The following is a 22,067-nucleotide window of genomic DNA, read 5'->3' on the forward strand; positions in this document are numbered from 1 at the left end:
CCCTATCCCTCCACCACCATTAAAAAGCCCGCTGAGAAATCAGCGGGCTTTTTTCTTATCTGTTTCAAATCATTATGTATCATCCAAATATTTACACACGCACTTAATTCACTTGCGGATACTGTCAGAGTTTTCTAAATCACCTTATTAGGCTGTTTGCTAACAAGGTTACTAGGATGCGTTGAATCAGTAACATAGAGCTGATACTCGCTCACATAGTGCTAAATAAGAGGTAATTTGATGTGTGTAGAAGGTTACTTACTAAGTAACTTTATGGTGTTCAGAACCTTCTGTACCAGTTGTTCGTTTAGTCGATTTTTCTTACCTTGAACTCACTCGTTAACACTGAGTCATACTCCTTTCCTATGTACTCGGTATTGAAGATACTTTTGTTTTGCTCTGTCTGTTCTGAAGATATTCCTACCCATTGTGCAAATGTGTCTGAAAAGTCTCTTAGGTTATATTTAACCGAATGTATTTTCGTTTCTTGTGGATCATTACTCATTGCTATGAAAGGTACTTCTACTGCCTGCCTTGAAAAATGTGAGCCAGTTCCGTGAATCAGATACGGTGGAACGTTTACAGATGTTAGGCCATGGTCAGAAAAATAAATGATTTTATATGTTTTATCATGCAGCGTGAGTAGGTCTCTAAGCTTCTCTATAAAAGCCACGCCATAAGCCACTGATTTTGAATAGCATGCTAGATACTTGTTATCGGAGGATTTTAGTGAAATTTCTTCATCAAATCTTTTACAAAAATCATAATGTGACCCCATGGTGTGGATGAAAATCACTTTTGGCCTTTTAGTTTCTTCACGAATCGCCTTGATAACTTCTGGAAGGATAATGTTATCGGGTTCGGCTTTATCATAAGACGTATTCTTATAATATTGGTAATGTGCCCTACTCGCGATTGCGGATACCTGTGTCTCGTACTGCCCGATCTTAGCTTGATTTGAGATCCAATAAGTTTTCATTCCAGCATCATTAGCAAGATCTATCACATTTAAGTTTTTATCATGCCTGTTTACATCTAGGCTCTTTGATAATATTCGAGGGACTGAGAAATATGTAACAACGGATGGGGAAATAACACCATTAAATACGGCTGCTCCTTTTATCTTTCCATTCTCTTCGTTATACGATGGGTAGTAATTTTTAATAACAGATTCACCAATATTTACGATGTAAATATCCTTTAATACCTTATTTGTATGAACATTCTCCCATTTTGAAGAGATTACTGATTTTCCCCCTTCGAGAAGAGACAGTTCATAATATAAAGAAATAGGTTTAATAACTGTAATTAGCCCTAAAAAACTAAACCACACTTCATGATGGATTGTTTTTAAGTATTCTTCATTGAGATATGTCGTCTTTTTATTATCATGTAAGCTATAAAATTTGGTGATTAATATACTGGAAAATAATATCAACATAATTAATGAAAATGACTTACCAACCTTTCCTAATGTAATGTGAAATGATAGAAAGACCAGAATGAAAAATACAATTATCTTTAAATATGTTACGGCACTAATGCTTTTTATATGTTCAAGAACTTCACCTCGATTAGACTCTAAAACCGACCCTAAGACACCTAAGTCTAAGCTTAGAGAGTTTAATCTTAAGTAGAAATCAAAAGTCATTATTACCGTGAGAAGAAGAAATACAAATCTATTACCGACAAATGCTATTATAGTTGCTATAAATAACATGTTTAAACTCAATATTGACAGGGTAAACCACACATTATCACCAGCCCCAGTTCTCAACAGGTAAAATGTCATGATACTTAAAGGAATCAGAGTCTTAATATCAATATTTTGTCTAGTTCTCATATGTTTTTGGGTAGCTTTTGTTATCGGCCCTTCGATGAGTGTAGTCATTGATGTATGGAGAGGCAATGTAAAGGCATACCCAAATGAACATAATAATATCTCTGAAATTATCGTTAATTCTGGTGGTTTGATCGCACATGCCGGTGGGGGAATCAATGGATTAAAATATACAAACTCGTTAGAAGCGATGGAGCAATCAATTGAACATGGTTTCAAGATGATAGAGTTAGATCTACTTATCTCATCGGATGGAAGGATTGTTGCTGTTCATGATTGGAAGTCTTTTCACGAAATGACAAATTCTAATAATACTGGGTCTATTAGCTATAAAGAGTTTGAATCAAAGACAATTTATGATAAATATAAAACATTAAATATATCTACAGCTATTGATATTCTAGATGAAAATGACGTGGTGTTAGTCACGGATAAAATAAAAAATCTTGCCTTGCTTTCAAAATATATAATAGATAAAGATAAATCTATTATCGAAGTATTCAGTATAGATAAATATAATGAAGCAATAGAGTTAGGTTTTAATAATGTCGCATTAAATATAGATCTAAATACACCATTTATTCTTGAGTGGATTGATTTAAATAAAATTAAGGCTGTGACGTATCGGGGTGATAACCTTGACTCGCTTGGGAGTGAGTATAAGAAGGCGATAGAACTAAGCAACATGGGGGTTTCTTCCATGATCTATTCGACAAATGATTTAGACTTGGATGGTATTAAAGCTTCTGGAATCGGAAATTTTGCGTTATATGTCGACTTTGTTATGCCATCAGTTGAGCTATAAGATTGTAGCTTATCCAAAAAGCAGAGCGTAATCGCTCTGCTATCTAATTAATGTTCTTTGGAGGTTTCTTGGTTGATGGGCTCCCGAATTACCTATTTGGCTAGCTTAGCTTCGACTTGCCCAAGCGCTCGCTGATACATAAACCATGCACAGGTGCCGGCAAGTACATTGCCTACCATGGCGCCCCAGAATAGGCCTTCAATGCCAGCAAGCTGCGAACCAACCCATAAGCAAGGTAAGAAGAAAGCAAACAGACGCAGTGCTGAAATCGTTAATGCGGTGTAAGACTTGCCTAAAGCGTTAGAAATCGAAACCATCAACATACAGATACCCAGTGGCCCTAAGCTGATAGGAACGATCAGTAAGTGATAATTCAAAATCGTTGAGACCTCATTGTCACTGGTCATTAGGCTCGCTAGCCCGCCAGAGAACAACCAAGTCACTAGCGCAACCACCAACTGAAAACCTAACACGAAGGTGACGGCAATCTTCACGAGTTTACGTATGTTCTCTAGGCTCTTTTCTCCCAACATACGGCCAACCATTGGCGGCATCGACATCGTCAATGCTAGCACAGCCACAATTGAGAAGAACTCAAAACGAGATCCTAACGCCCAAGCCGCCACAGCTGCGGTGCCATAGCCAGCAAGCAGTTTAGTCGCCAACATAGAAGAGACTGGCGGTAGCAGTTGGCTGATCATCGCAGGGCCCATGATATTACCGATGGAGCGAACACTCTTGCCGATGTCGAGATCGTGCCAGTCGAACGTCATCCAATGCTTCTTGGTCACTTTAGGAGCCACGATAAAGATGCCTGCGCCGAACGCCAAAATGGTCGCAATTGCTGCACCGTTGATGCCCATGTCGAGCGTAAAGATGAAAATCGGGTCCAATACTAAGTTGATGATACTGGTCGCGATCATCATTGAGCCAGGCAGCATAGTGTTGCCATTAGCACGACAGACACTGTAAAAGAAGTAGAGTAGTGCGCCAGTCCAAGAGCTGACTAACCAATAGATCCAGTAAGAATCAATGATTGGTAATACCGTTGGCGGCGCATCGAGAAGCTGTAAAATTGGCCCACGAAGCAGGTAGATGATGAACGAAAAAAGCGCGACACTCACGCTCCCCATTACAATGACTAATCCACCAAGTTGTTTGGCATAGCGTGTTTCGTTGGCACCAATGGCTCTCGCAATGACTGCCGTTGTTGCGATGCCTAATCCGACCTGAATACCAATGATGATCATCTGTATTGGAAGCGTGAAACCTTGAACTGCGAGCGGCAGAACCCCCAATTGACCAATGAAAGCACTGTCTACAAGCTGGAAGCTCATTAGTGAGAGCACTCCAAACAGCATTGGCCATGTCATTGTATAGAGTTGTCGGCTAAGAGAAGGCGAAGGGGTTGTAATTGTTGAATTCATAACACTCTTATTAGTCTTGAAGCAAGGCTTGTCACAGTGACAAACCCCTCAATGTAGATTTGCCTCAAGGATAGCGTAAGGTCAGTTCGATACCAATAAATGTTACCAGATCTATACATATTCAGCTTCGTCAGAGAATACTGCTCGATGTGACTAGCGTTGAGGGGAAAAAAAGCCAGTCGCGATGACTGGCTTTGTTGACTCTGATTATTAGGCTAAGTGTTACTTATTCGTAACGTTACCTAGCTTCAACCATGTATCGATAACCGTATCCGGGTTTAACGAAACTGAGCTAATGCCTTGAGCCATTAGCCACTCAGCTAGGTCGTCATGGTCAGACGGACCTTGGCCACAAATACCCACGTATTTGCCGGCTTTGGTTGCTGCGTCGATCGCCATTTTCAGCATTGCTTTCACGGCTGGGTTACGCTCATCGAATAGGTGTGCAACGTCACCTGAATCTCGGTCCAGACCAAGTGTCAGCTGTGTCATATCGTTTGAACCAATAGAGAACCCATCGAAGTACTTCAAGAATTCTTCTGCCAAGATTGCATTTGATGGCAGCTCACACATCATGATGACTTTGAGACCTTGGTCGCCACGGCGAAGATCGAATTTAGCCAGAATGTCGATAACCGAGGCCGCTTCGCTTGGAGTGCGAACGAATGGAATCATGATTTCAACGTTCTTAAGACCCATCTCGTCGCGAACACGTTTGATCGCTTGAGTTTCTAGCTCGAAACAATCTTCGAATACTGGTGAGATGTAACGAGAAGCGCCACGGAAGCCAAGCATTGGGTTCTCTTCATGTGGTTCGAACTCTTTGCCGCCTACTAGGTTACTGTACTCGTTCGACTTAAAGTCAGACATACGTACGATCACACGCTTAGGCCAGAATGCAGACGCGATAGTCGCGATGCCTTCTGTCAGCTTACTTACGTAGAAATCGATTGGATCTTTGTATCCGCGAATACGTTCACTGATTTCCGCTTTTAGCTCGTCAGTTTGTGCATCGAAGTTTAATAGGGCTTTCGGGTGAATACCAATCATCTTGTTGATGATGAACTCTAAACGAGCAAGGCCAACCCCTTCGTTTGGAATTTGCGCGAAGTCGAATGCGCGATCTGGGTTACCCACGTTCATCATGACTTTAGTTGGCAGCATTGGTAGCTCATCAACCTCAGAACGTTTGATCTCGAAGTCGAGCTCACCTTGGTACACATAACCGGTTTCGCCTTCAGAACATGACACTGTCACGGTGTCGCCATCATTCAGGTTGCTTGTCGCTGTACCACAACCAACGATTGCTGGAATGCCGAGTTCACGAGCGATGATCGCGGCGTGACAAGTACGGCCACCACGGTTAGTCACAATCGCTGACGCTTTCTTCATTACAGGTTCCCAATCAGGGTCTGTCATGTCTGTTACCAAGACGTCGCCTTCTTGAACCAGTGACATTTGGTCTAGTGAATCAACCAAACGAACTGGGCCTGAGCCGATACGTTGACCGATAGCACGGCCTTCAACCAAGACATCCGCCTTGTTGTTTAGCTCGTAACGTTCGATAACGTTTTGGTCGCTTTGAGAACATACAGTCTCTGGGCGAGCTTGAACAATGTAAAGCTTGCCGTCGATGCCATCTTTTGCCCACTCAATGTCCATTGGGCGTTGGTAGTGCTTCTCGATGATCATCGCTTGTTTCGCTAGCTCTTGGATCTCTTCATCGTTCAGTGAGAACTCGCTACGCTCTTGAGTATCTGTGTCGATGATATCAACTTGCTTGCCAATCTCTTGATTGGTTGAGTAGATCATCTTGATCAACTTAGAACCAAATGTCTTTTTAACAACTGGGTAGTGACCCGCTTCTAGCATTGGCTTGTGAACGTAGAACTCATCTGGGTTTACTGCGCCTTGTACAACCATTTCACCTAGACCCCAAGAAGAGGTGATGAATACCACTTGGTCGAATCCAGACTCAGTATCAAGCGTGAACATGACACCTGAAGAGGCTTTGTCTGAGCGAACCATACGTTGGATACCCGCAGACAATGAAATGCCACGATGATCAAAACCTTGGTGTACACGATATGAGATAGCGCGGTCATTAAATAATGAAGCGTAAACGTGCTTGGTTGCTTCTAGTACAGCGTCGACACCTTTCACATTAAGGAAGGTTTCTTGCTGGCCTGCGAAAGAAGCATCTGGAAGGTCTTCTGCGGTTGCAGATGAACGAACCGCTACAGACAATTCTTCGTTGCCTTCAATTAGTTCACGGTAGTTATCACGGATGTCTTGCTCTAGTGATTCTGGGAAGGGGGCCTCTAGAACCCATTGTCGAATCGTTGCACCTGTCTTACGCAGGGCGTCAACGTCTTCAACATCAAGTTCATCAAGTAGTTGGTGAATGCGCTCATCAAGACCTTTGTAATCAAGAAAGTCGTTAAACGCATACGAAGTGGTAGCAAAACCATTAGGTACAGAAACACCAGCATTGGACAGATTAGAAACCATCTCGCCCAGTGAGGCGTTCTTACCGCCGACTTTGTCGACATCTTCCATGGATAGGCCATTGAACCATAGGGTATTATTTTGCATTTATTTCTCCAGAAACATAGCAAGCATTGTAGGGATTTAAAAGCAAACGATTACGCAAAGGCTAAAAAAAATGTTAAGTATTTTTCAAAGCTGTGGGGGACGTAATAGTCAGCAGGGTTTCGTTATATATATTATGGTGTCTATCCTACTCAAAATAATTTTAAACATTAAATAAAAAATGCAAATTGATATCCAAAGTCGTGATGTATTCTATGTTTCTGATGGAACGGCCATAACATGTGAGACTTTAGGGCATGTTGTTCTAGGTCAATTCCCGTTCGAAGCTAACGAAAAAACCTTCCCGTTTGTTGAAAGTGAAGACAAACTTTCTGATTTATTAAAAGAGATTGAAATTTCGTATCGTGAGACTGGTAACCAGCCTCTGGTCTTTTTTTCGATTGTGATTCCGCAAATTAAGCAGCAGCTTTTGGAGGCACCAGCGCACTGCTATGACGTGCTAGAGAGTATTGTGCAGAAAGTGCAAGACGATACCCAGATGGCCCCGGTGCCTAAGTTGCAGCGTTCACGTAGTGTTAATAAAGATTCAGTGAAGTACTTCGACCGTATTGCTGCGATTGAATACACGCTGGCTCATGATGATGGCATTACGCTTAAAGGGCTCGAAGAGGCGGATATCATCCTATTGGGTGTGTCTCGAAGCGGTAAGACACCGACAAGCTTGTATATGGCAATGCAGTTTGGTTTGCGTGTCGCAAACTACCCATTCATCCACGACGATTTAGCGCGCTTGAAGCTGTTGCCTGAATTTGAGATCTACCGACACAAGCTGTTTGGTTTAACCATCGATGCAGAAAGGCTGACGGAGATTCGTGAGAGCCGTTTAGCGGGCAGTGAATACGCGAGTGACTCGCAATGCTTGTATGAATTGCAAACGGTAGAGTCGATGTTTCGCCGAGAAGCGATACCTTACATCAATACGTCTTCACTATCGGTTGAAGAGATTTCGACACGAATTTTGGAGCGTACTGGTTTGAGAAGACGTTTGTTGTAGTGAAGAGAGTTGAGGAACAAAAGAAAGTTGAGGAGTAGCATAAAATCGAAGCTAGCGATGATAGGTCGAGGCGCTTCGATTTTCCGTTTAGGTTAGCTGTTGATGACTTATCGAACTAACAAATTATCGAAGAAGCTTAATGCTGAGCGTTTTGCTCTGTTTTTCGAGCCAATGCTCAAGTGCTGGTGGCCATGTGATGCTTGACTCAACACAGAAGCCACGTAGCATCGAGAAATAGAGTGCTTGATCAATGATAGGCAGTGATGACTCGCCATTTTCTAAGTCCAGTAAAAGCTCAGCATCTTTTAGCAATGGGTTGATTTGTTGGATGTATTGCGGTGTGTTTTCTAAGAGTTCTTCAAAGTTAAAACCTTCTGTCTCTTTACTTGCACGCCAAGCTTGTTTGCTTCCCACAGAGCGATATTCAGCCAAATCGAGATTCCACCAACGTGGGCGTCCGATTTGCTGAGTGAGAGGGAACGAACGGTTTTGAAAGAGTGTAGCCTGCTCTGACGGTTCACGTTGTTCGTTGCTTGATTTCAAATCCATGAAGTAAGCGATGATGTCTAAGCTTTCAGCCATGATAGAGCCATCGTCTTTCTGTAATACTGGTACCATCTTTTTACCAATAAGGTCGATAAGGGTTTGGGCGTCATCATAATCGACAGAAATAAGTTCGATATTCAAGCTTAGAGATTGGGCAATGTAGGCAACTCTTGCGCAGAAAGGGCAGTGGTCGTAGATGTAAAGCTTCATAGCTTCCCTCAGTTCATGGTTATTATCAGTATAAGATGTTGCTAATATACCAGAAGCTTTTGCTAAAAATAAGCTTTCTCTAATGACCAATATCAACTGAAAATAGGCAAGTTGTAAGTTAAGTGATTTATTTTAATGGTTTTTTGTTGGTGGTATTAGCCACTGGTAAGGGCATTTATTGTGATGGGGAAGCCAACGGAGAGAGCTGGGGGAGAATAGCTGATATAAAAAAGGCTCTGGCTGATCGTCCTAACAAAGAGGAGTAGCCAAAGCCTTAATTCTGTTATCTTTAGCAGAGTGGCTGCTAAATGAGCGGAGTAATCAAACTATGCTTTTTTAAGGTCTTGCATTGGGTAAGTCAGCGGCATTGCGCCTTCTACCGTTGTAACGTGAACGTAGAAACCGCCAGCACTTAGGCCCGTTACTACCATTTCACCAAGATCAACCCCTTTTGTTGCCATAACGCGATCATCAACTGAAAACATTTTACACACCTTCAACAAACTAAATAAATACGATGGATATCGAACGCGAATTTAAACAGATCGAACCTAAATCAACTAATCCGGTTCTTTGTCGTAAAGATTAAATTTGGTTATGCATAAATTAGTATGTCTTCAAAATCAGTATTTTAACGTGCTGGGTAGCTCTATTTGTCAGCAGGGTAAACGACACCAACTTGCTGACGCATCTCTGTAATTAACTGAGCAACGGTTAAAGCGCGTTGTTCTGCTTGAGATTCTGTAGTTTGATCGCCACCAATGCAGTCTGCAAAGGCTTGTGCTTCGTAACTCATCGAGTTTTCGCTCTGTACTTGGGTGAGGTTCTCAATACTGCCATCACGGTAGTGGATCTTAACATCGGTACATTCGGCGATATGATCAATGATGATTGCTCCAAGCTCTCCTTGGATCTCACTTGGCGCATAGGAGTCGCTCACTTTGGAGTGCGCAAGGGTTACGTCAAATTCTGGGTATTGGAAGATCGCACAGCCATGCGCATCAACGCCTGAATCAAGTAGCTTTGCAGAAGCCTGCGCATTTTCAGGTTTGCCAAATAGCGCGACTGTCGCAGCTACACAATAAAAACCGATGTCGACCAACGAGCCGTTAGAGAAAGCGGGGTTGAAAGTATTTGGCTTCTCTCCATTTAGATATTTTTGATAGCGCGAGGAATATTGGCAGTAATTGATGTGTGCTTTATGCACTTTGCCGATCTTTTCTAACCCCAATTGAACTTGTTTAAAGTTCGGAAGAAATTGAGATTTGTACGCTTCAAATAACACCACACCATTTTGTTTGGCTATTTTAAACATTCGAGTCGCTTCATCAATATTAGACGCAACAGGCTTTTCACAGATAACATGCTTGCCATGCTCCATCATCAATATTGATTGCTCGCAATGTAATGAGTTAGGTGAAGCGATGTACACGGCTTCGATAGTGCTATCATTCGCTAGCGCATCGAGTGAATCGTAGTTTGTTTTAACGTTAAACTCTTGCGCAAATTGCGCGGCGCTGTCTAGGTTACGTGAATATACCGCACCAAGTTGCATTGATTGTGTGTCATGGGCAGCTTGAACAAACTTTTGTGTAATCCAATTGGTGCCAATTACAGCGAACTTTATCATATAGGTATCCATAGTTAGCGTATTAATTCTGTAACGATAGTAGCACTCAACGACTATAAATGTTCCCCTGATTTGCGGAACAATTCCCCTGAAATTACAGCCTAGTATCTGTCAATGATAGTGATAGGGCCCCTGAGGCAGCCGGTATAACAGTGCACAACTAAGCCTTTTTTGCTAAGGTTTCATTGAAAGAAAATAAGGTAATGATATGCAAATCCGTACTGCCAAAGTCGCTGATATACGCTCAATCTTAGAGCTCTCTGATCAGATAAACCGTCAACATCATCTTGGCGCTCCTATGGTATTTGCGCCACCTTCACAGGGTTTCGCCGACAGTGAGGAGTACTGGTTAGGCATGATGATCGACCCTTTAGGGACTTTCTTGGTTGCGGTTCATGAGCAACAAGTGGTTGGCTTTTTAGCAGGTAAAGTGACGCAGAACAAAGGGGTAAGTTTTATTCAGCCGCATAAAGTGGCGAGAGTGAGCACAATTGTGGTTAATGAACAGATCCAGAATCAAGGTGTTGGTCGATCTTTGATGAGGTCATTTAATCACTGGGCTCAATCTAGGGGCGCGATTGAGCTTCGACTGGAAGTGATGGAGTTCAACCAGCAAGCTCAAAGGTTCTATGAGTCGCTAGGGATGGAAACTCAGTCACGAACCATGTCTATGCGTTTTGAGGAGATTTAAGGGTGCGCTTGCTTTGGTTTTTATTTGTTTACTTAATGTTGTCGACTCACGCTCTATATGCTGCATCGGAATCAATGTTGGAAGAGTCTGTTTACGGCAAAAAACTGGTCGTAGAAAAGATAGCTTCAGATGCGATAGCGATTGAAACTATGGTGTTTGAGTCTGCTCCATCTAATCGTGCGACTACTTCATCAGTAACCACAAATCCAAAGCATGTCACTGTTCTTACTGGTGGTACTCTTAAAAATAATTCTGCTGAAGGGGACTCTAGCCAACAAATTGCCCAACTCTCTCAACGATCATCTCGGCGGGTTTACCTTAAGCCAGATACCATTTCTGAATTAGAACCGAAGTTACCGGCAGTAACTCTGGTTAAGGTCGATAAATCGAAGCGTCGAATGTATTTATTAACAGGGGAAGAAGTAATACAGGAATTTCGTATTGCGCTGGGTAAACAACCGAAAGGACATAAGCGCTTTGAAGGGGACAACCGAACGCCAGAAGGGCAATACCAGCTCGATTATGTGATGGAAGAGTCGGATTTTTATCGATCAGTACATATTAATTATCCGCAACCTTCGGATATGCAATGGGCAGAGCAAAATGACGTGGACCCTGGAGGTAACATCAAAATCCACGGCATCAAAAATGGAGAGCGTCGTTCACCGAGTTTTATTCAAAGCTTTGATTGGACGGATGGTTGTATTGCATTAACCAATCAAGATATGGATGAGTTCATCCAACTCGTAAAAATGGGCACCCCTATCCATATTGAATGGTAGTTGATAGCTGCCCATACTCGCTTTTGTTTGTTATCGAATTTTGAGATTTCTAACGGTTAATTTTTAACTCTCCGTTCTATTTTCCAGTGCTCGTATTATCAATTAATAGAGCTGAATTCATTAGGAAAATCAGTAAATACCGCGTCCACGTTTGAGAGAAATTTGAAGCTAGACGGATCGTTTACGGTGTAGCACCAGATTTGAACGTATGCTTCGTTGAGTGTATCGAGATCGCTCTGATCAACGTGCTTATAATTCATGTGACAGCTGAACGCTTTGACCTCATCAATCAGCATCAAGTCAGCTTGAGTCAGTTGCTCTGTGATCACTCCAACTCGGTATCTCGGTAAGTGACGAGCTATCTCCGTTATAACTTGGTGGCTGAAGCTAGATAGCAAGACCTTATCGGTGTCTAGGTTTGAGCGAATTAACTCATCGTGCAATAGATCAACTACATGAGGCGCCTGGTGTCGGCTGTCGACTTTAATTTCTAGATTGACGCTAAGACTATGTTGCTCAACAAGTGCGAGTAACTCTTCCAATGTCAGTATTTTTTCTCCCGCGAACTGTTCAGATTTCCAACTGCCAAAATCGAGTTGACGCAGTTCTGCAAGGGTGTGTTCATCAACACGACCTTTGCCATCGCTACAGCGATCCAGAGTGTGATCATGGCAAACCACAAGTTGATCATCCTGTGTTGGCTGGATATCTACTTCAATCCATTTCAAACCGAGCTTAGCAGCTTGCTCAATGCTTGCTTTGGTATTTTCTGGGTGAGTACCTGCTACCCCACGATGACCTACGATGATAGACGACATAATTAATCCTTCTTAAAGACACACCGCAAAAACGCATTAAATATCAGTGTACTCGATTACGCTAGAGCCGTCGTTAAGCTTGTCGCATCTTCGTGTGGCTCTTGTGATGTGAAGTTATTCGGGTGAATGCGTTTGCCATGACTGTCAAAAATGTGCAGGTTGGATTTATCAATACTCAACCCGAGCGGTACCGCTTGGCATAGGGTCATTTCGGGTGTTACTGCAATAAATGGTTGTTCGTTGACAAGGCCATGAACCAATTGATTTGGCCCTAAAGGCTCAACCACGCTGATGCGTAATTCAAGCGGCAGCGTGTTCATGACTAAGTCTGCGCAAACTTCAGAGTGCTCTGGGCGAATACCAAGCGTGATGGCTGTATTTTTTACGTGGGCGTACTCGGGTAAATACATCTGTTGATCGCCGACTTCAAGATAACCGTCGTCGATTGTGGCTGATAAAAAGTTCATCGCAGGGCTACCAATGAAGCTTGCCACAAAGGCACTAGCAGGCTGGTGGTAGACTTCTCTTGGCGTACCGACTTGTTCAATCTGACCTTTGTTGAGAACCACTATTCTATCTGCCAAAGTCATTGCTTCAACTTGGTCATGAGTCACGTAAACACTGGTGACACCGAGTTCGCGCTGTAGCTTTTTAATTTCTAACCTCATGTGTGCACGCAGCGATGCATCTAGGTTGGACAGAGGCTCATCAAATAAGAACAGTTGTGGGTCGCGGACGATCGCTCGTCCCATTGCAACACGTTGGCGTTGACCTCCGGATAGCTTGGCGGGTTTACGGTTTAGGTATTCTTCGATTTTCAGCGTTTTGGCGACTTTCTCTATTTTATCTTCAATAAGGTGCTGACTGACACCTCGGTTCTTTAAGCCATAAGCGAGGTTCTTATACACCGTCATGTGTGGGTAGAGCGCATAGTTCTGAAAGACCATTGCGATATCACGTTGAGCTGGCTTTTCGTTATCAACACGGCGACCACCCAAGTGAATTTCACCACCAGAGATGCTTTCCAGGCCAGCAATAGAACGTAGGATAGAAGATTTTCCACAACCAGAAGGGCCAACCAATACAAGGAACTCACCTTTATCGATATCAAGCGACACATCTTTGACAGCGCGGTGACCATTTTCGTAGGTCTTTACCAAATTCTTAAGACCTAACATGACTGGTTGATTGTGCTTATGTCCTTTGCCCGCTTGATTATGAATTGACATCGAAGTGCCCTCCGTTTTTTGGTGAGATGTCTTGTACTCATCGAGTGATTGAATGCGATTGTCTTTGATTAGAATCTTTTTGTTATTATTTTTCACTTTCTACTAGCCCTTTTACAAACCAACGTTGAAATACAACTACCACTAAAACAGGTGGCAACATGGCTAAAATTACCATGGCGAATACATAGTCGTAGCGCGGTAAACTGGTTTCATTGATGTTATTGAGTACTTGTTTAATACCCATCACGATGGTGTTGTAACCTTCATCGGTAGTCATCATGATCGGCCACAAGTACTGGTTCCAACCCACCACAAACATGATGATGAAGATCGCGGCGATCATGGTTTTAGACAGCGGCAGTAAGATATCGACAAAGAACCGAAATGGGCCTGCGTTATCTAACTGAGCGGCTTCGAGCAGTTCGTCGGGGATGGTTTTGAAGAACTGCCTGAAAAAGAATGTTGCAGTGGCAGAGGCTATCAAAGGCAGAATCAAACCGGTATAGCTATTGAGCAGCCCAAGCCCAGCGACAACCTCATAAGATGGGATAATACGAACCTCTAGTGGCAGTAGCAGGGTTACGAAGATCAACCAAAACCAAGCTGTCGCGTAAGGAAGCCGGAAGTAGACTAAAGCAAATGCCGCCATCATTGAAATGATGATCTTACCAATCGCAAAACCTAGCCCCATGATCATCGAGTTGGCGATCATTTTGCTGGCGGTGACTTGACCACTAAAGCCCATACTTTTGTTCCAGGCTTCGCTATAGATAGCTGTAAAGTTATCGCCTGGTAGCCACTGTAAGCCATCGCTGACAATGGTGTTTGGGTTATGGGTTGAACTGGCGAATATCAGCCAGATTGGGACCAACATAAACAGCATTCCAGCAATTAAAATTAGGTGGTCAGTGATCTTATTACTTTTCATGAATAACTCCTGTCGCGTTAAAACTTAGCCGTAATGGGCTAGTAATGAACACGTTTTTCAACAACGCGAAACTGGATAAATGTGAGAATGAGTACCAGTAACAACAGCACCACAGATTGCGCAGAACTTCCGCCTAAATCAGCTCCAACAAAACCATCTCGATACACTTTGTATACTAGTGATGTTGTGGCACCGCCTGGGCCGCCATTGGTCATGGTGTCGATCACGCCAAAGGTTTCAAAGAAGGAGTAGGTAAGGTTGATGACCAACAGAAAGAAACCTGTAGGGGCCAGTAATGGGAAGGTAATGCTCCAGAAACGTTTCGAGTCGCTGACACAATCTAGCATTGCTGCTTCTTTTACCGCGTAAGAGATAGACTGAAGGCCTGCTAGAAAATAGATGAAATTTACTGAGACTTGTTTCCATACTGAAACCAAAACCAGAGCAAACGTGGCATCCACAGGATCGGTCTGGAAGCTGAAGTCCCAACCCACCACGGCAAATATTTCAGTGAACACGCCAATGTGTGGGTTAAACAAGAAAGCACCAATTACGCCTGCGATTGCAGGAGCAACCGCATAAACCCAAGTGAGCGTGACTTTGTAAGCGCCTTGTCCGTGAATGATGTTGTCGGCTTTCACGGCGAGCAGCAGCGCTAAGGCAAGCGATAAGAAAGAGACCACAATCGCGAACATTAAGGTGAAACCAATTGAGCTCAGATACTCACTCGATTCGAATAGCATTTGGTAGTTTTCGAACCACACGAAGATGGAGGAAGTGCCCCAAGGATCTTCCAACATAAATGAAAGGTAAACCGCCTTTGCAGCCGGGTAGATAAAGAAAACCGCAATGATGAGTATCTGAGGTGCTAAAAATAAGTAAGGCAGCGGAGAGTGAAAGAATTGCTGACGTCGTTCCACAGGGTAATCCCCAAAAATTAGTGACTGTTATCACTGTTAGTTACGGTGAGCACTAGCGCTATAGCAAAGGAATGCATCCAGTTGAGTTGTAGTTTTTGGAGCAAGAAATGGCGCTAGTGAAGAATCTCCTCACACCTTGCTATTACGTTTTTAATGACGCAGTGACAAGTGGTGAGGAGCAATGAACAGCTTTGGTTCGCTAAGCTTTTAGCTCAGTTATCTGCTTTGGTTAAAAAGCAGAATTAGTTCATCGTACGAGCGAAGCGTTTCAGTAACTTGCTGCTTTCATCTTCTACTTTGTCTAAGCTATCCTTGACGCTAGAGCGGTCGGCGAAGATGTTATCGAACTCGCGATGCATCACTTCACGAATCTGAGGGTAGTAACCTAAGCGATAGCCCTTAGTCCATTCACCCGACTTGAGGCTTAGCTGCTTAACACCTACTTCGGCGTCAGGTTGCTCGTTGTAGTAACCTGACTCTTTCGCCAAGTCATAAGCGGCTGTTGTGACAGGTACATAGCCAGTTGTTTTGTGCCAGTAAACTTGAGTTTCAGGCTTAGTGAGATAGTCAAAGAACGCCGCGACACCTTTGTCTTGTTGCGGTTTGTGACCATTGAGAGCAAACAGAGCAGCACCACCAATGAAGGTTAAGCCAGCATCCGGGTTGACCGATTTCCAGTATGGGAGATAAGTGGTGCCGAGTTCGAAAGGTACACGGTTACGCAAGCCGCCGAATGAGCCTGAAGAGCCCATCCACATTGCCACTTCTTGGCGCTCGAAAGGGGTTTGGTTCGCATCCCAATCGCTACCGTAATATTTGTAGTAACCTAGATCTGACCACTCTTTCATCTTGCTAACGTGCATCATCATGTCTTTGGTGTTGAACATGATTTTAGTCGATAAGCCGTCATAGCCGTTGTTCTGGTCTGATACTGGTAGGTTATGGCGTGACTTAAAGTTTTCGAACATGATCCATGGTGTTAGAGATTGAGAAAAGGCAATATGACCTTCTGCTTTCAGTTTCTTAGCCACCACTTCTAGTTCTTCATATGTTTTGGGTGCATTGACACCGACTTCGGAAAGAAGATCTTTGTTGTAGTAAAGAACCGGGGTCGAGCTATTGAAAGGCATCCCGACCATTTTGCCTTCGTTATCAGCGTAGAAGTTACGAACCCCCGCTAGGTAATCGTTCGAATCAAAGCTGTAGCCAGACTCAACCATAATATCTTGTACTGGTTTCGCGACGCCTTTAGCGTTCATGATGGTTGCTGCACCCGCATCGAAAACTTGTAGAATATTTGGTGCTTCACCTGCTCGATATGCTGCAATGCCCGCTGTTAAGGTCTCAGTGTATGACCCCTTGTAGATTGGCGTGATCTCGTAATCGTCTTGTGATGCGTTAAAGTCTGTCGCAATTTTATTGACGGTTTCTCCAAGTTGGCCGCCCATTGCGTGCCACCAAGTGACTTGAGTCGTTGCGAAAGCTGGCATTGCTGCTGTTGCCGAAAGAATGCCTGCTAAAATTAGCTTATTCATCTTAGTTTCCTTTTGGATGAAATTCGTATGAGATTTTGATCAAGAGTGTTAACGAGACGGTAGGGGTATCGTTTGAAGTTATCTTGAACAGGGCATATTTCACTTACGTGGCTAAATCGTTTCAGTGGTATGAAAGATTCATTTCGATTTTATTTAAGAGGGGAGGTTAATGATGGTTTGGATAGTGACTTTGTTCGTTCCTCTATAAAGGTTCGCTCATTACTGAAAGCCTCTTGATGAACAGGCTTTCAGTAAGATAGAGAGGCAAAATTTTAGTGCGCGATGTCGAGCTGGTTGTCTTTAACGCCGTTAATACGAAACCAACCTGCGATACTGAATCGCTCGGTATTTGTCGTTAGAACCTCGTGTGGAAACTGTTCGGATAAGAACACTAACAAACGACCGGATTTTGGTGGAATGGTTGTGACGTGATTGTTCTCTAGGTCGTAAATGATTAACTCACCTGCGTCTTCTTCTTCTGTCCACTCATCATTCATATAGAACACAGTGGTCAGGCGGCGGTTTTCATTGCCCTTGAAACAGTCTAAGTGCTTCTGGTAGAAGTCGCCTTTTTCGTATTTAGCAAAGTGCGCTTCGTACTCGAACAGACCCAAAAAGAACGCTTGGTTTGCTGCTAAACGAATTCGTTCCATTTTGTCTAGGAACAGAGAGGCTGGCTCTCCTGTATCGCGGTTTACCCATTGAATTTTGTCACTACGAATAGTCGATTCTTGCGTTACGTCATCGTTACGGCCAATCTTAGCCTTTTTCCAGGCTTCTGGAATGCAATCCTTCAATGCCACCACTTCTTCGTGAGTTAAGAAGTCATCCCAAACAAAATAGCCATGGGTAGAAAGAGCATCGATTAGTTGATTCATGTATAGCACTCTGACAATAAATTAGAGGCGCATATATAGTCCTAATAACTCAGGTCAACAAATCACGTATTTTGTCGTCACGATTTATATCTTTATTTTACCAGCGGATATAGAAAGGAAAAATATTGGAGAAGTGAGTAGTGAGCCTATTTATCGGCTCACTACTGTTTGATTATCGCCCCGTTGATCCTGTGGCGAGGGCTTTGATCTTTACAACTTCGAATGGTCGGGTCCCTGTATCTGTACCGTTATTTAAAGCCGCAGTTCGATCAAGTTGATTGACCGTTATATAAATATAACCATCAGGGCCAAATGACATGCCATCAGGCCAAGTTTGGTTGTCTGATAGCGTGGCAATAATTCGGTATCCTTGTGGGGTGGACACACCGATTGCATTGTTTTCTATATCAGTAACATAAACGTTCTGAGCGCTGTCTACCGTAATGCCATCTGAATAAGATTTATCAGCGTATTTTTCTATATTGCTTGCGACTGTCTGTCCGTTGTTGTCAAAGTGATTCGCTTTTACTCGATAAACGGTGCGACCATTGACGGCCCCGAAATAAACCCATTCGTAAGATGGATCAATGGTGATTGGGTTTAAAGCAAAACCGGTTTTACTGTCGGCTTTCATCGACGGGTGATTTTCAGCCACACGTACAGCTTCCCCTGTCTTGAGATCTACGGTTACAAAGGCTGGAATTGCTTCACTTTTCAGGTCATTTTGAGTCATATCGGCGATTATTATACGCTGCCTTTTTTGGTCTAGCGCAAAGTCTTGGAGGAAGCTTGTCGGTTTCAAAACGGAAGCCGGTATTTTTATCGTTTTGACCAACGTCTCTTTATGAGTATCCCAACCAGTTATGGTATGGGTTGCTAGATCTAGGATCCACGCGACTCCGTTATCATCCGTACGAATGGCAATGACGGCTTTAAATAGAGAATCATCACCTTGTGCATACTTCATCGTCGGATATGGCGTTTGATTTCCAGCCACGCTTAACTCGATGACTTTGGTTGTTGGGTTGTCAAGCGGATGAACACTTAATAACAAACGTCCATCCGGTGTGACGGAAGGGTTGCCCGGACGTTCAGTCATTGTAGCAACAACGGTAGCTTGTTCTGGAGTAAGTTCAGTTTCTGCATACGCATAAGTGGATAGAATAGCGCTCGCGAGAACGGTATTGATTACTGTTTTCTTCATTGTTTTCCCCTTAGTAATTGATGTAAATGTTACTGGAAGGTTGTCAATTTTCAACAGTGCTATATTTGTTATACTTTCAAATATTATTTGATAATAGATTGAAACGTATTGTTATAGATAGCTAATAACGGCGATGTTACTAAAATATAAATGCTCTTAAGTGTTAAGAATCAACTGCATGTAAAGGGTGTTATTACACATACCTATTGATGAGGTATTCGGCTAAGGTTTTTATTATCAGTAGGCAATGATTCAAAAAATTACATTTCAGTCATATTTACTATATTCTGATAAGTACAATTGTTTCAAAATTGTTAAATTTAACCCGTCGGCAGGGACAGCGAATAGGAATACAATTTGCAGCTTCATACAATCAAAGGTTATATCCAAGACATGTATCTCGTAGAGTACCCAGACAGGCTGCTGTTACTTGATGGCGCGTGCCGAGCGGATATTCCCCATCTTAAAGCTTTCATTGAAGATGAGCTTGGTCGTGAATTTAACGACCTGCATACAGTGGTCGTGACACACATGCATCCAGATCACGCGGGTGCAGCACATAAGCTTAGAAAGCTGACCAACTGTAATTTGGTGGCAGCGAACCGAGATAGGGATTGGTATCAAGGAGTCGATGGTATATTGATGCACCTAACCGATCTTGCCCTTGCAAGGTGGATGGCAAATAGGCTTGGTAAGCCTAGAGCAAACCTTTGGTATTCAAGGAAGCTCAAACCTGACTACAAACTCTCGGACGGTGATACGATTCCTGGCTTTGATGATTGGCTTGTATTGGAAACGCCAGGGCATACCGACAGAGACCTGTCCGTTTATTGTCCTTCGCATAGCGTCGCTTATGTGGCTGATTTAATGGTGGAGGTTAAAAAGAAATTGATTCCGCCGTTTCCCATCTTTCATCCGAATCAATATCGAGAGTCGGTATCTCGCATTTATGACATGCAGGTTGATACTTTGCTGGTGGCGCATGGAGGGCAGGTGGATTTTAGTCAGACAGCTTTTGAACATTTGCTAATGAGTGCTCCAAGAAAACCTGTGACTCATTGGCGTGTAACGAAAATTAAAATGAAGAATTTACTGTTATCAATTTGGCGATTTGGTTTTCAGTATCATGGTAAGTCTTAGAAATAAGTGGAAAACCGCAACACCGAAAGTACTGACTGTAGAAAGGTAGGACATAAATAGGTAAACAAAAATGCCCGTTACGAGACGGGCCTTATTTTGTTATAACCTGTGATTAGGTTACGGTGATTTGGATTAGCGAGTCAGTAGGAATTCACCTGCTGGATCTACAATCACTTTGTCGCTCATTCCTTGACGACCAAGAAGCATCATGTAGGTCATGTCTTGACGGTTGCTCAGCGTGATATCGATAAGCCACTGTTGATCACCTATTTTAAGCATAGTTTCAATGACACAGCGAGTTTCTACTTCACCGTTTGATGACTTGATTCGCTTACTTGCTTTTAATTTAGTTTTGCAGCGAACTATTTCTTCAAGGTGATAGATGTCTGGGTGTAAATCAAATTCAACGTAGCTTTCACCGTCAGTTTCACTGCAGATCAGGTTATCCACATGTAGCGAAGAGGTTTTAGCCCCTGTATCTACACGCGTATGTAATCCAGTTATCCCTAACTCCGGTAAGCAAATTGCTTCAGTATTCCCTATGATCATTTTCTGATTCATGTTTTTTCCAATCATTGGTTTACGGCTCATTTAGTTATTATCGCGGTTAAAGCGATTTTTTAATAGTTTACCTTTCAATTAGCCTTTGCCGCGAGTGCGGTTTGCATTGGGCTTAGCATTTTTTTCGACAAAGTCGAAAATCATGTCAGCAACATCTTTTCCAGTCGCTTTCTCAATACCTTCTAAACCTGGGGAGGAGTTAACTTCCATTACTACAGGGCCATTTTTAGATTGTAGAATATCGACACCACATAGGTTTAATCCCATGATTTTAGCTGCATTAATTGCTGTAGCACGCTCTTCTTTGGTGAGTTTTACCAGTTGAGCCGTACCACCACGGTGCAGGTTAGAGCGGAATTCCCCCTTACCAGCTTGACGTTTCATTGCTGCAATTACTTTGTTACCAACAACAAAACAACGGATGTCTGCGCCGTTTGCTTCTTCTATGAACTCTTGAACCAAGATGTTCGCTTTTAAGCCCATGAATGCTTCGATGACGCTTTCAGCTGCTTTGTTTGTTTCGGCTAGAACCACGCCGATACCTTGAGTTCCTTCAAGAAGCTTGATAACAAGTGGCGCGCCACCTACGTTTTTGATCAAGTCTTGAATCTTGTCTGGGCGACTCGCGAACCCTGTTTTTGGTAAGCCAATGCCTTTACGAGACAGCAGTTGCAGTGAGCGTAGTTTGTCGCGAGAACGGCTAATAGCGACTGACTCATTGATACAAAAAGTGCCCATCATTTCGAATTGGCGCACAACAGCAGTGCCGTAAAAGGTAATGGAAGCGCCAATACGTGGAATAACAGCATCATATTGAGGTAGCTCTTCACCCATGTAGCGAATCTTCGGATTGTTACTCGCGATATCTATATCACAGTGCAGCGTGTCGATAACATCAACATGGTGACCACGAGCTTCTCCTGCCGCTTTTAAGCGAGAAGTAGAGTATAGGTTTTCATTGCGAGAAAGAATTGCGATACGCATGGCGTTTCCTTAGTTAATACCTGATTGGTAACTGCAAATAAATGAGTTGTTCTCTGAGCTTTCAGTTTTTCTGAGGCTCCTTGCTTGCTTTGGAGCGAACCTTAAGGCTTTTCGTTTAACTAAGAAAATGAATTAAATTTGTCGAGTCGACAACGTAAGTTTATCGAACGAATGAGTTACTGGTACGGCGGGGTTGAAAAGGTATTTGGAAGGAAAAAGCGAGTTGAGACCTAACTCATGTTGGGGGGTGGAGCATATTAAGTGGTACTCAACTCGCGTAAACTCGGTGCTAAATGTGTACTAATAACGCCAGTTACATAGCTCTATAAGTG

Annotated in this window: 20 protein-coding genes; 5 read left to right on the plus strand and 15 right to left on the minus strand. The window is 43.0% G+C overall.

Annotated elements, in window-relative coordinates; genetic code table 11:
- Positions 1–307: 307 nt before the first annotated feature.
- On the minus strand, positions 308–1,792 hold the full coding sequence (locus tag ACED48_RS13615; RefSeq protein WP_198928340.1) for a sulfatase-like hydrolase/transferase: 1,485 nt from the start codon (positions 1,790–1,792) through the stop codon (positions 308–310).
- Between ACED48_RS13615 and ACED48_RS13620 the strand changes: the two genes are divergently transcribed.
- A complete protein-coding gene (locus ACED48_RS13620; protein WP_017058761.1) occupies positions 1,791–2,645 on the plus strand; it encodes a glycerophosphodiester phosphodiesterase family protein in 855 nt (284 codons plus the stop codon). The two genes, ACED48_RS13615 and ACED48_RS13620, sit on opposite strands and share 2 nt — an antisense overlap.
- A gap of 92 nt (positions 2,646–2,737) precedes the next feature.
- On the opposite strand, the gene ACED48_RS13625 is transcribed toward ACED48_RS13620, so the two are convergent.
- Entirely contained in the window at positions 2,738–4,072 is a 1,335-nt protein-coding gene (locus tag ACED48_RS13625) for an MATE family efflux transporter (RefSeq protein WP_029627321.1), read from the minus strand.
- A gap of 222 nt (positions 4,073–4,294) precedes the next feature.
- Positions 4,295–6,667, minus strand: coding sequence for a phosphoenolpyruvate synthase (gene ppsA / locus ACED48_RS13630; RefSeq protein ID WP_017058759.1), 2,373 nt, complete (start codon positions 6,665–6,667; stop codon positions 4,295–4,297).
- 178 nt (positions 6,668–6,845) lie between these two features.
- Between ppsA and ACED48_RS13635 the strand changes: the two genes are divergently transcribed.
- A complete protein-coding gene (locus ACED48_RS13635; RefSeq protein ID WP_017058758.1) occupies positions 6,846–7,679 on the plus strand; it encodes a pyruvate, water dikinase regulatory protein in 834 nt (277 codons plus the stop codon).
- A 123-nt stretch (positions 7,680–7,802) separates the two neighbouring features.
- Here the strand turns inward: ACED48_RS13635 and grxB are convergent, their stop codons facing one another.
- The 3 genes from grxB to ACED48_RS13650 form a co-directional block, all read right to left on the minus strand.
- Positions 7,803–8,435, minus strand: coding sequence for a glutaredoxin 2 (grxB, locus tag ACED48_RS13640; protein WP_017058757.1), 633 nt, complete (start codon positions 8,433–8,435; stop codon positions 7,803–7,805).
- 326 nt (positions 8,436–8,761) lie between these two features.
- A complete protein-coding gene (locus ACED48_RS13645) occupies positions 8,762–8,920 on the minus strand; it encodes a hypothetical protein (RefSeq protein ID WP_017058755.1) in 159 nt (52 codons plus the stop codon).
- A 164-nt stretch (positions 8,921–9,084) separates the two neighbouring features.
- On the minus strand, positions 9,085–10,065 hold the full coding sequence (locus tag ACED48_RS13650; RefSeq protein WP_017058754.1) for a Gfo/Idh/MocA family protein: 981 nt from the start codon (positions 10,063–10,065) through the stop codon (positions 9,085–9,087).
- Positions 10,066–10,273: 208 nt separating this feature from the next.
- Here ACED48_RS13650 and ACED48_RS13655 point away from each other — a divergent pair, with 208 nt between their 5' ends.
- Together ACED48_RS13655 and ACED48_RS13660 are read left to right on the plus strand one after the other, a co-directional pair.
- Positions 10,274–10,756, plus strand: coding sequence for a GNAT family N-acetyltransferase (locus ACED48_RS13655; RefSeq protein ID WP_017058753.1), 483 nt, complete (start codon positions 10,274–10,276; stop codon positions 10,754–10,756).
- A 2-nt stretch (positions 10,757–10,758) separates the two neighbouring features.
- Positions 10,759–11,538 (plus strand): murein L,D-transpeptidase family protein, encoded by a 780-nt coding sequence (locus tag ACED48_RS13660; RefSeq protein ID WP_017058752.1) that lies wholly within the window; start codon positions 10,759–10,761, stop codon positions 11,536–11,538.
- A 98-nt stretch (positions 11,539–11,636) separates the two neighbouring features.
- On the opposite strand, the gene ACED48_RS13665 is transcribed toward ACED48_RS13660, so the two are convergent.
- The 7 genes from ACED48_RS13665 to ACED48_RS13695 form a co-directional block, all read right to left on the minus strand.
- On the minus strand, positions 11,637–12,356 hold the full coding sequence (locus ACED48_RS13665; protein ID WP_017058751.1) for a glycerophosphodiester phosphodiesterase family protein: 720 nt from the start codon (positions 12,354–12,356) through the stop codon (positions 11,637–11,639).
- A 56-nt stretch (positions 12,357–12,412) separates the two neighbouring features.
- Positions 12,413–13,681, minus strand: coding sequence for a sn-glycerol-3-phosphate ABC transporter ATP-binding protein UgpC (gene ugpC, locus ACED48_RS13670; RefSeq protein WP_017058750.1), 1,269 nt, complete (start codon positions 13,679–13,681; stop codon positions 12,413–12,415).
- Entirely contained in the window at positions 13,671–14,513 is an 843-nt protein-coding gene (gene ugpE, locus ACED48_RS13675; RefSeq protein WP_017058749.1) for a sn-glycerol-3-phosphate ABC transporter permease UgpE, read from the minus strand. Before ugpE ends, ugpC begins: the two co-directional genes overlap by 11 nt.
- Before the next feature lie 38 nt (positions 14,514–14,551).
- Positions 14,552–15,433 carry an ABC transporter permease subunit gene (locus ACED48_RS13680; protein ID WP_017058748.1) on the minus strand — a complete coding sequence of 294 codons (882 nt, stop codon included), beginning with the start codon at positions 15,431–15,433 and terminating at the stop codon, positions 14,552–14,554.
- 242 nt (positions 15,434–15,675) lie between these two features.
- Positions 15,676–16,968 carry an extracellular solute-binding protein gene (locus ACED48_RS13685; protein ID WP_017058747.1) on the minus strand — a complete coding sequence of 431 codons (1,293 nt, stop codon included), beginning with the start codon at positions 16,966–16,968 and terminating at the stop codon, positions 15,676–15,678.
- A gap of 272 nt (positions 16,969–17,240) precedes the next feature.
- On the minus strand, positions 17,241–17,846 hold the full coding sequence (locus ACED48_RS13690) for a 2OG-Fe(II) oxygenase (protein WP_017058746.1): 606 nt from the start codon (positions 17,844–17,846) through the stop codon (positions 17,241–17,243).
- A gap of 172 nt (positions 17,847–18,018) precedes the next feature.
- Positions 18,019–19,050 carry an L-dopachrome tautomerase-related protein gene (locus ACED48_RS13695; RefSeq protein WP_017058745.1) on the minus strand — a complete coding sequence of 344 codons (1,032 nt, stop codon included), beginning with the start codon at positions 19,048–19,050 and terminating at the stop codon, positions 18,019–18,021.
- Between the two features lie 357 nt (positions 19,051–19,407).
- On the opposite strand from ACED48_RS13695, the gene ACED48_RS13700 reads away from it, so the two are divergent.
- Complete coding sequence (locus ACED48_RS13700) at positions 19,408–20,190, plus strand: MBL fold metallo-hydrolase (protein ID WP_017058744.1); 783 nt, start codon at positions 19,408–19,410, stop codon at positions 20,188–20,190.
- 132 nt (positions 20,191–20,322) lie between these two features.
- Here the strand turns inward: ACED48_RS13700 and ACED48_RS13705 are convergent, their stop codons facing one another.
- Positions 20,323–20,751 carry a RimK/LysX family protein gene (locus ACED48_RS13705; RefSeq protein WP_017058743.1) on the minus strand — a complete coding sequence of 143 codons (429 nt, stop codon included), beginning with the start codon at positions 20,749–20,751 and terminating at the stop codon, positions 20,323–20,325.
- Positions 20,752–20,829: 78 nt separating this feature from the next.
- The gene (gene rimK / locus ACED48_RS13710) at positions 20,830–21,735 is read right to left on the minus strand and encodes a 30S ribosomal protein S6--L-glutamate ligase (RefSeq protein ID WP_017058742.1); all 906 of its coding nucleotides are present in this window, start codon (positions 21,733–21,735) and stop codon (positions 20,830–20,832) included.
- Between the last annotated feature and the right edge of the window lie 332 nt (positions 21,736–22,067).

The organism is Vibrio sp. 5S239 (assembly GCF_041439575.1).
Classification (GTDB): Bacteria; Pseudomonadota; Gammaproteobacteria; order Enterobacterales; family Vibrionaceae; genus Vibrio; species Vibrio kanaloae.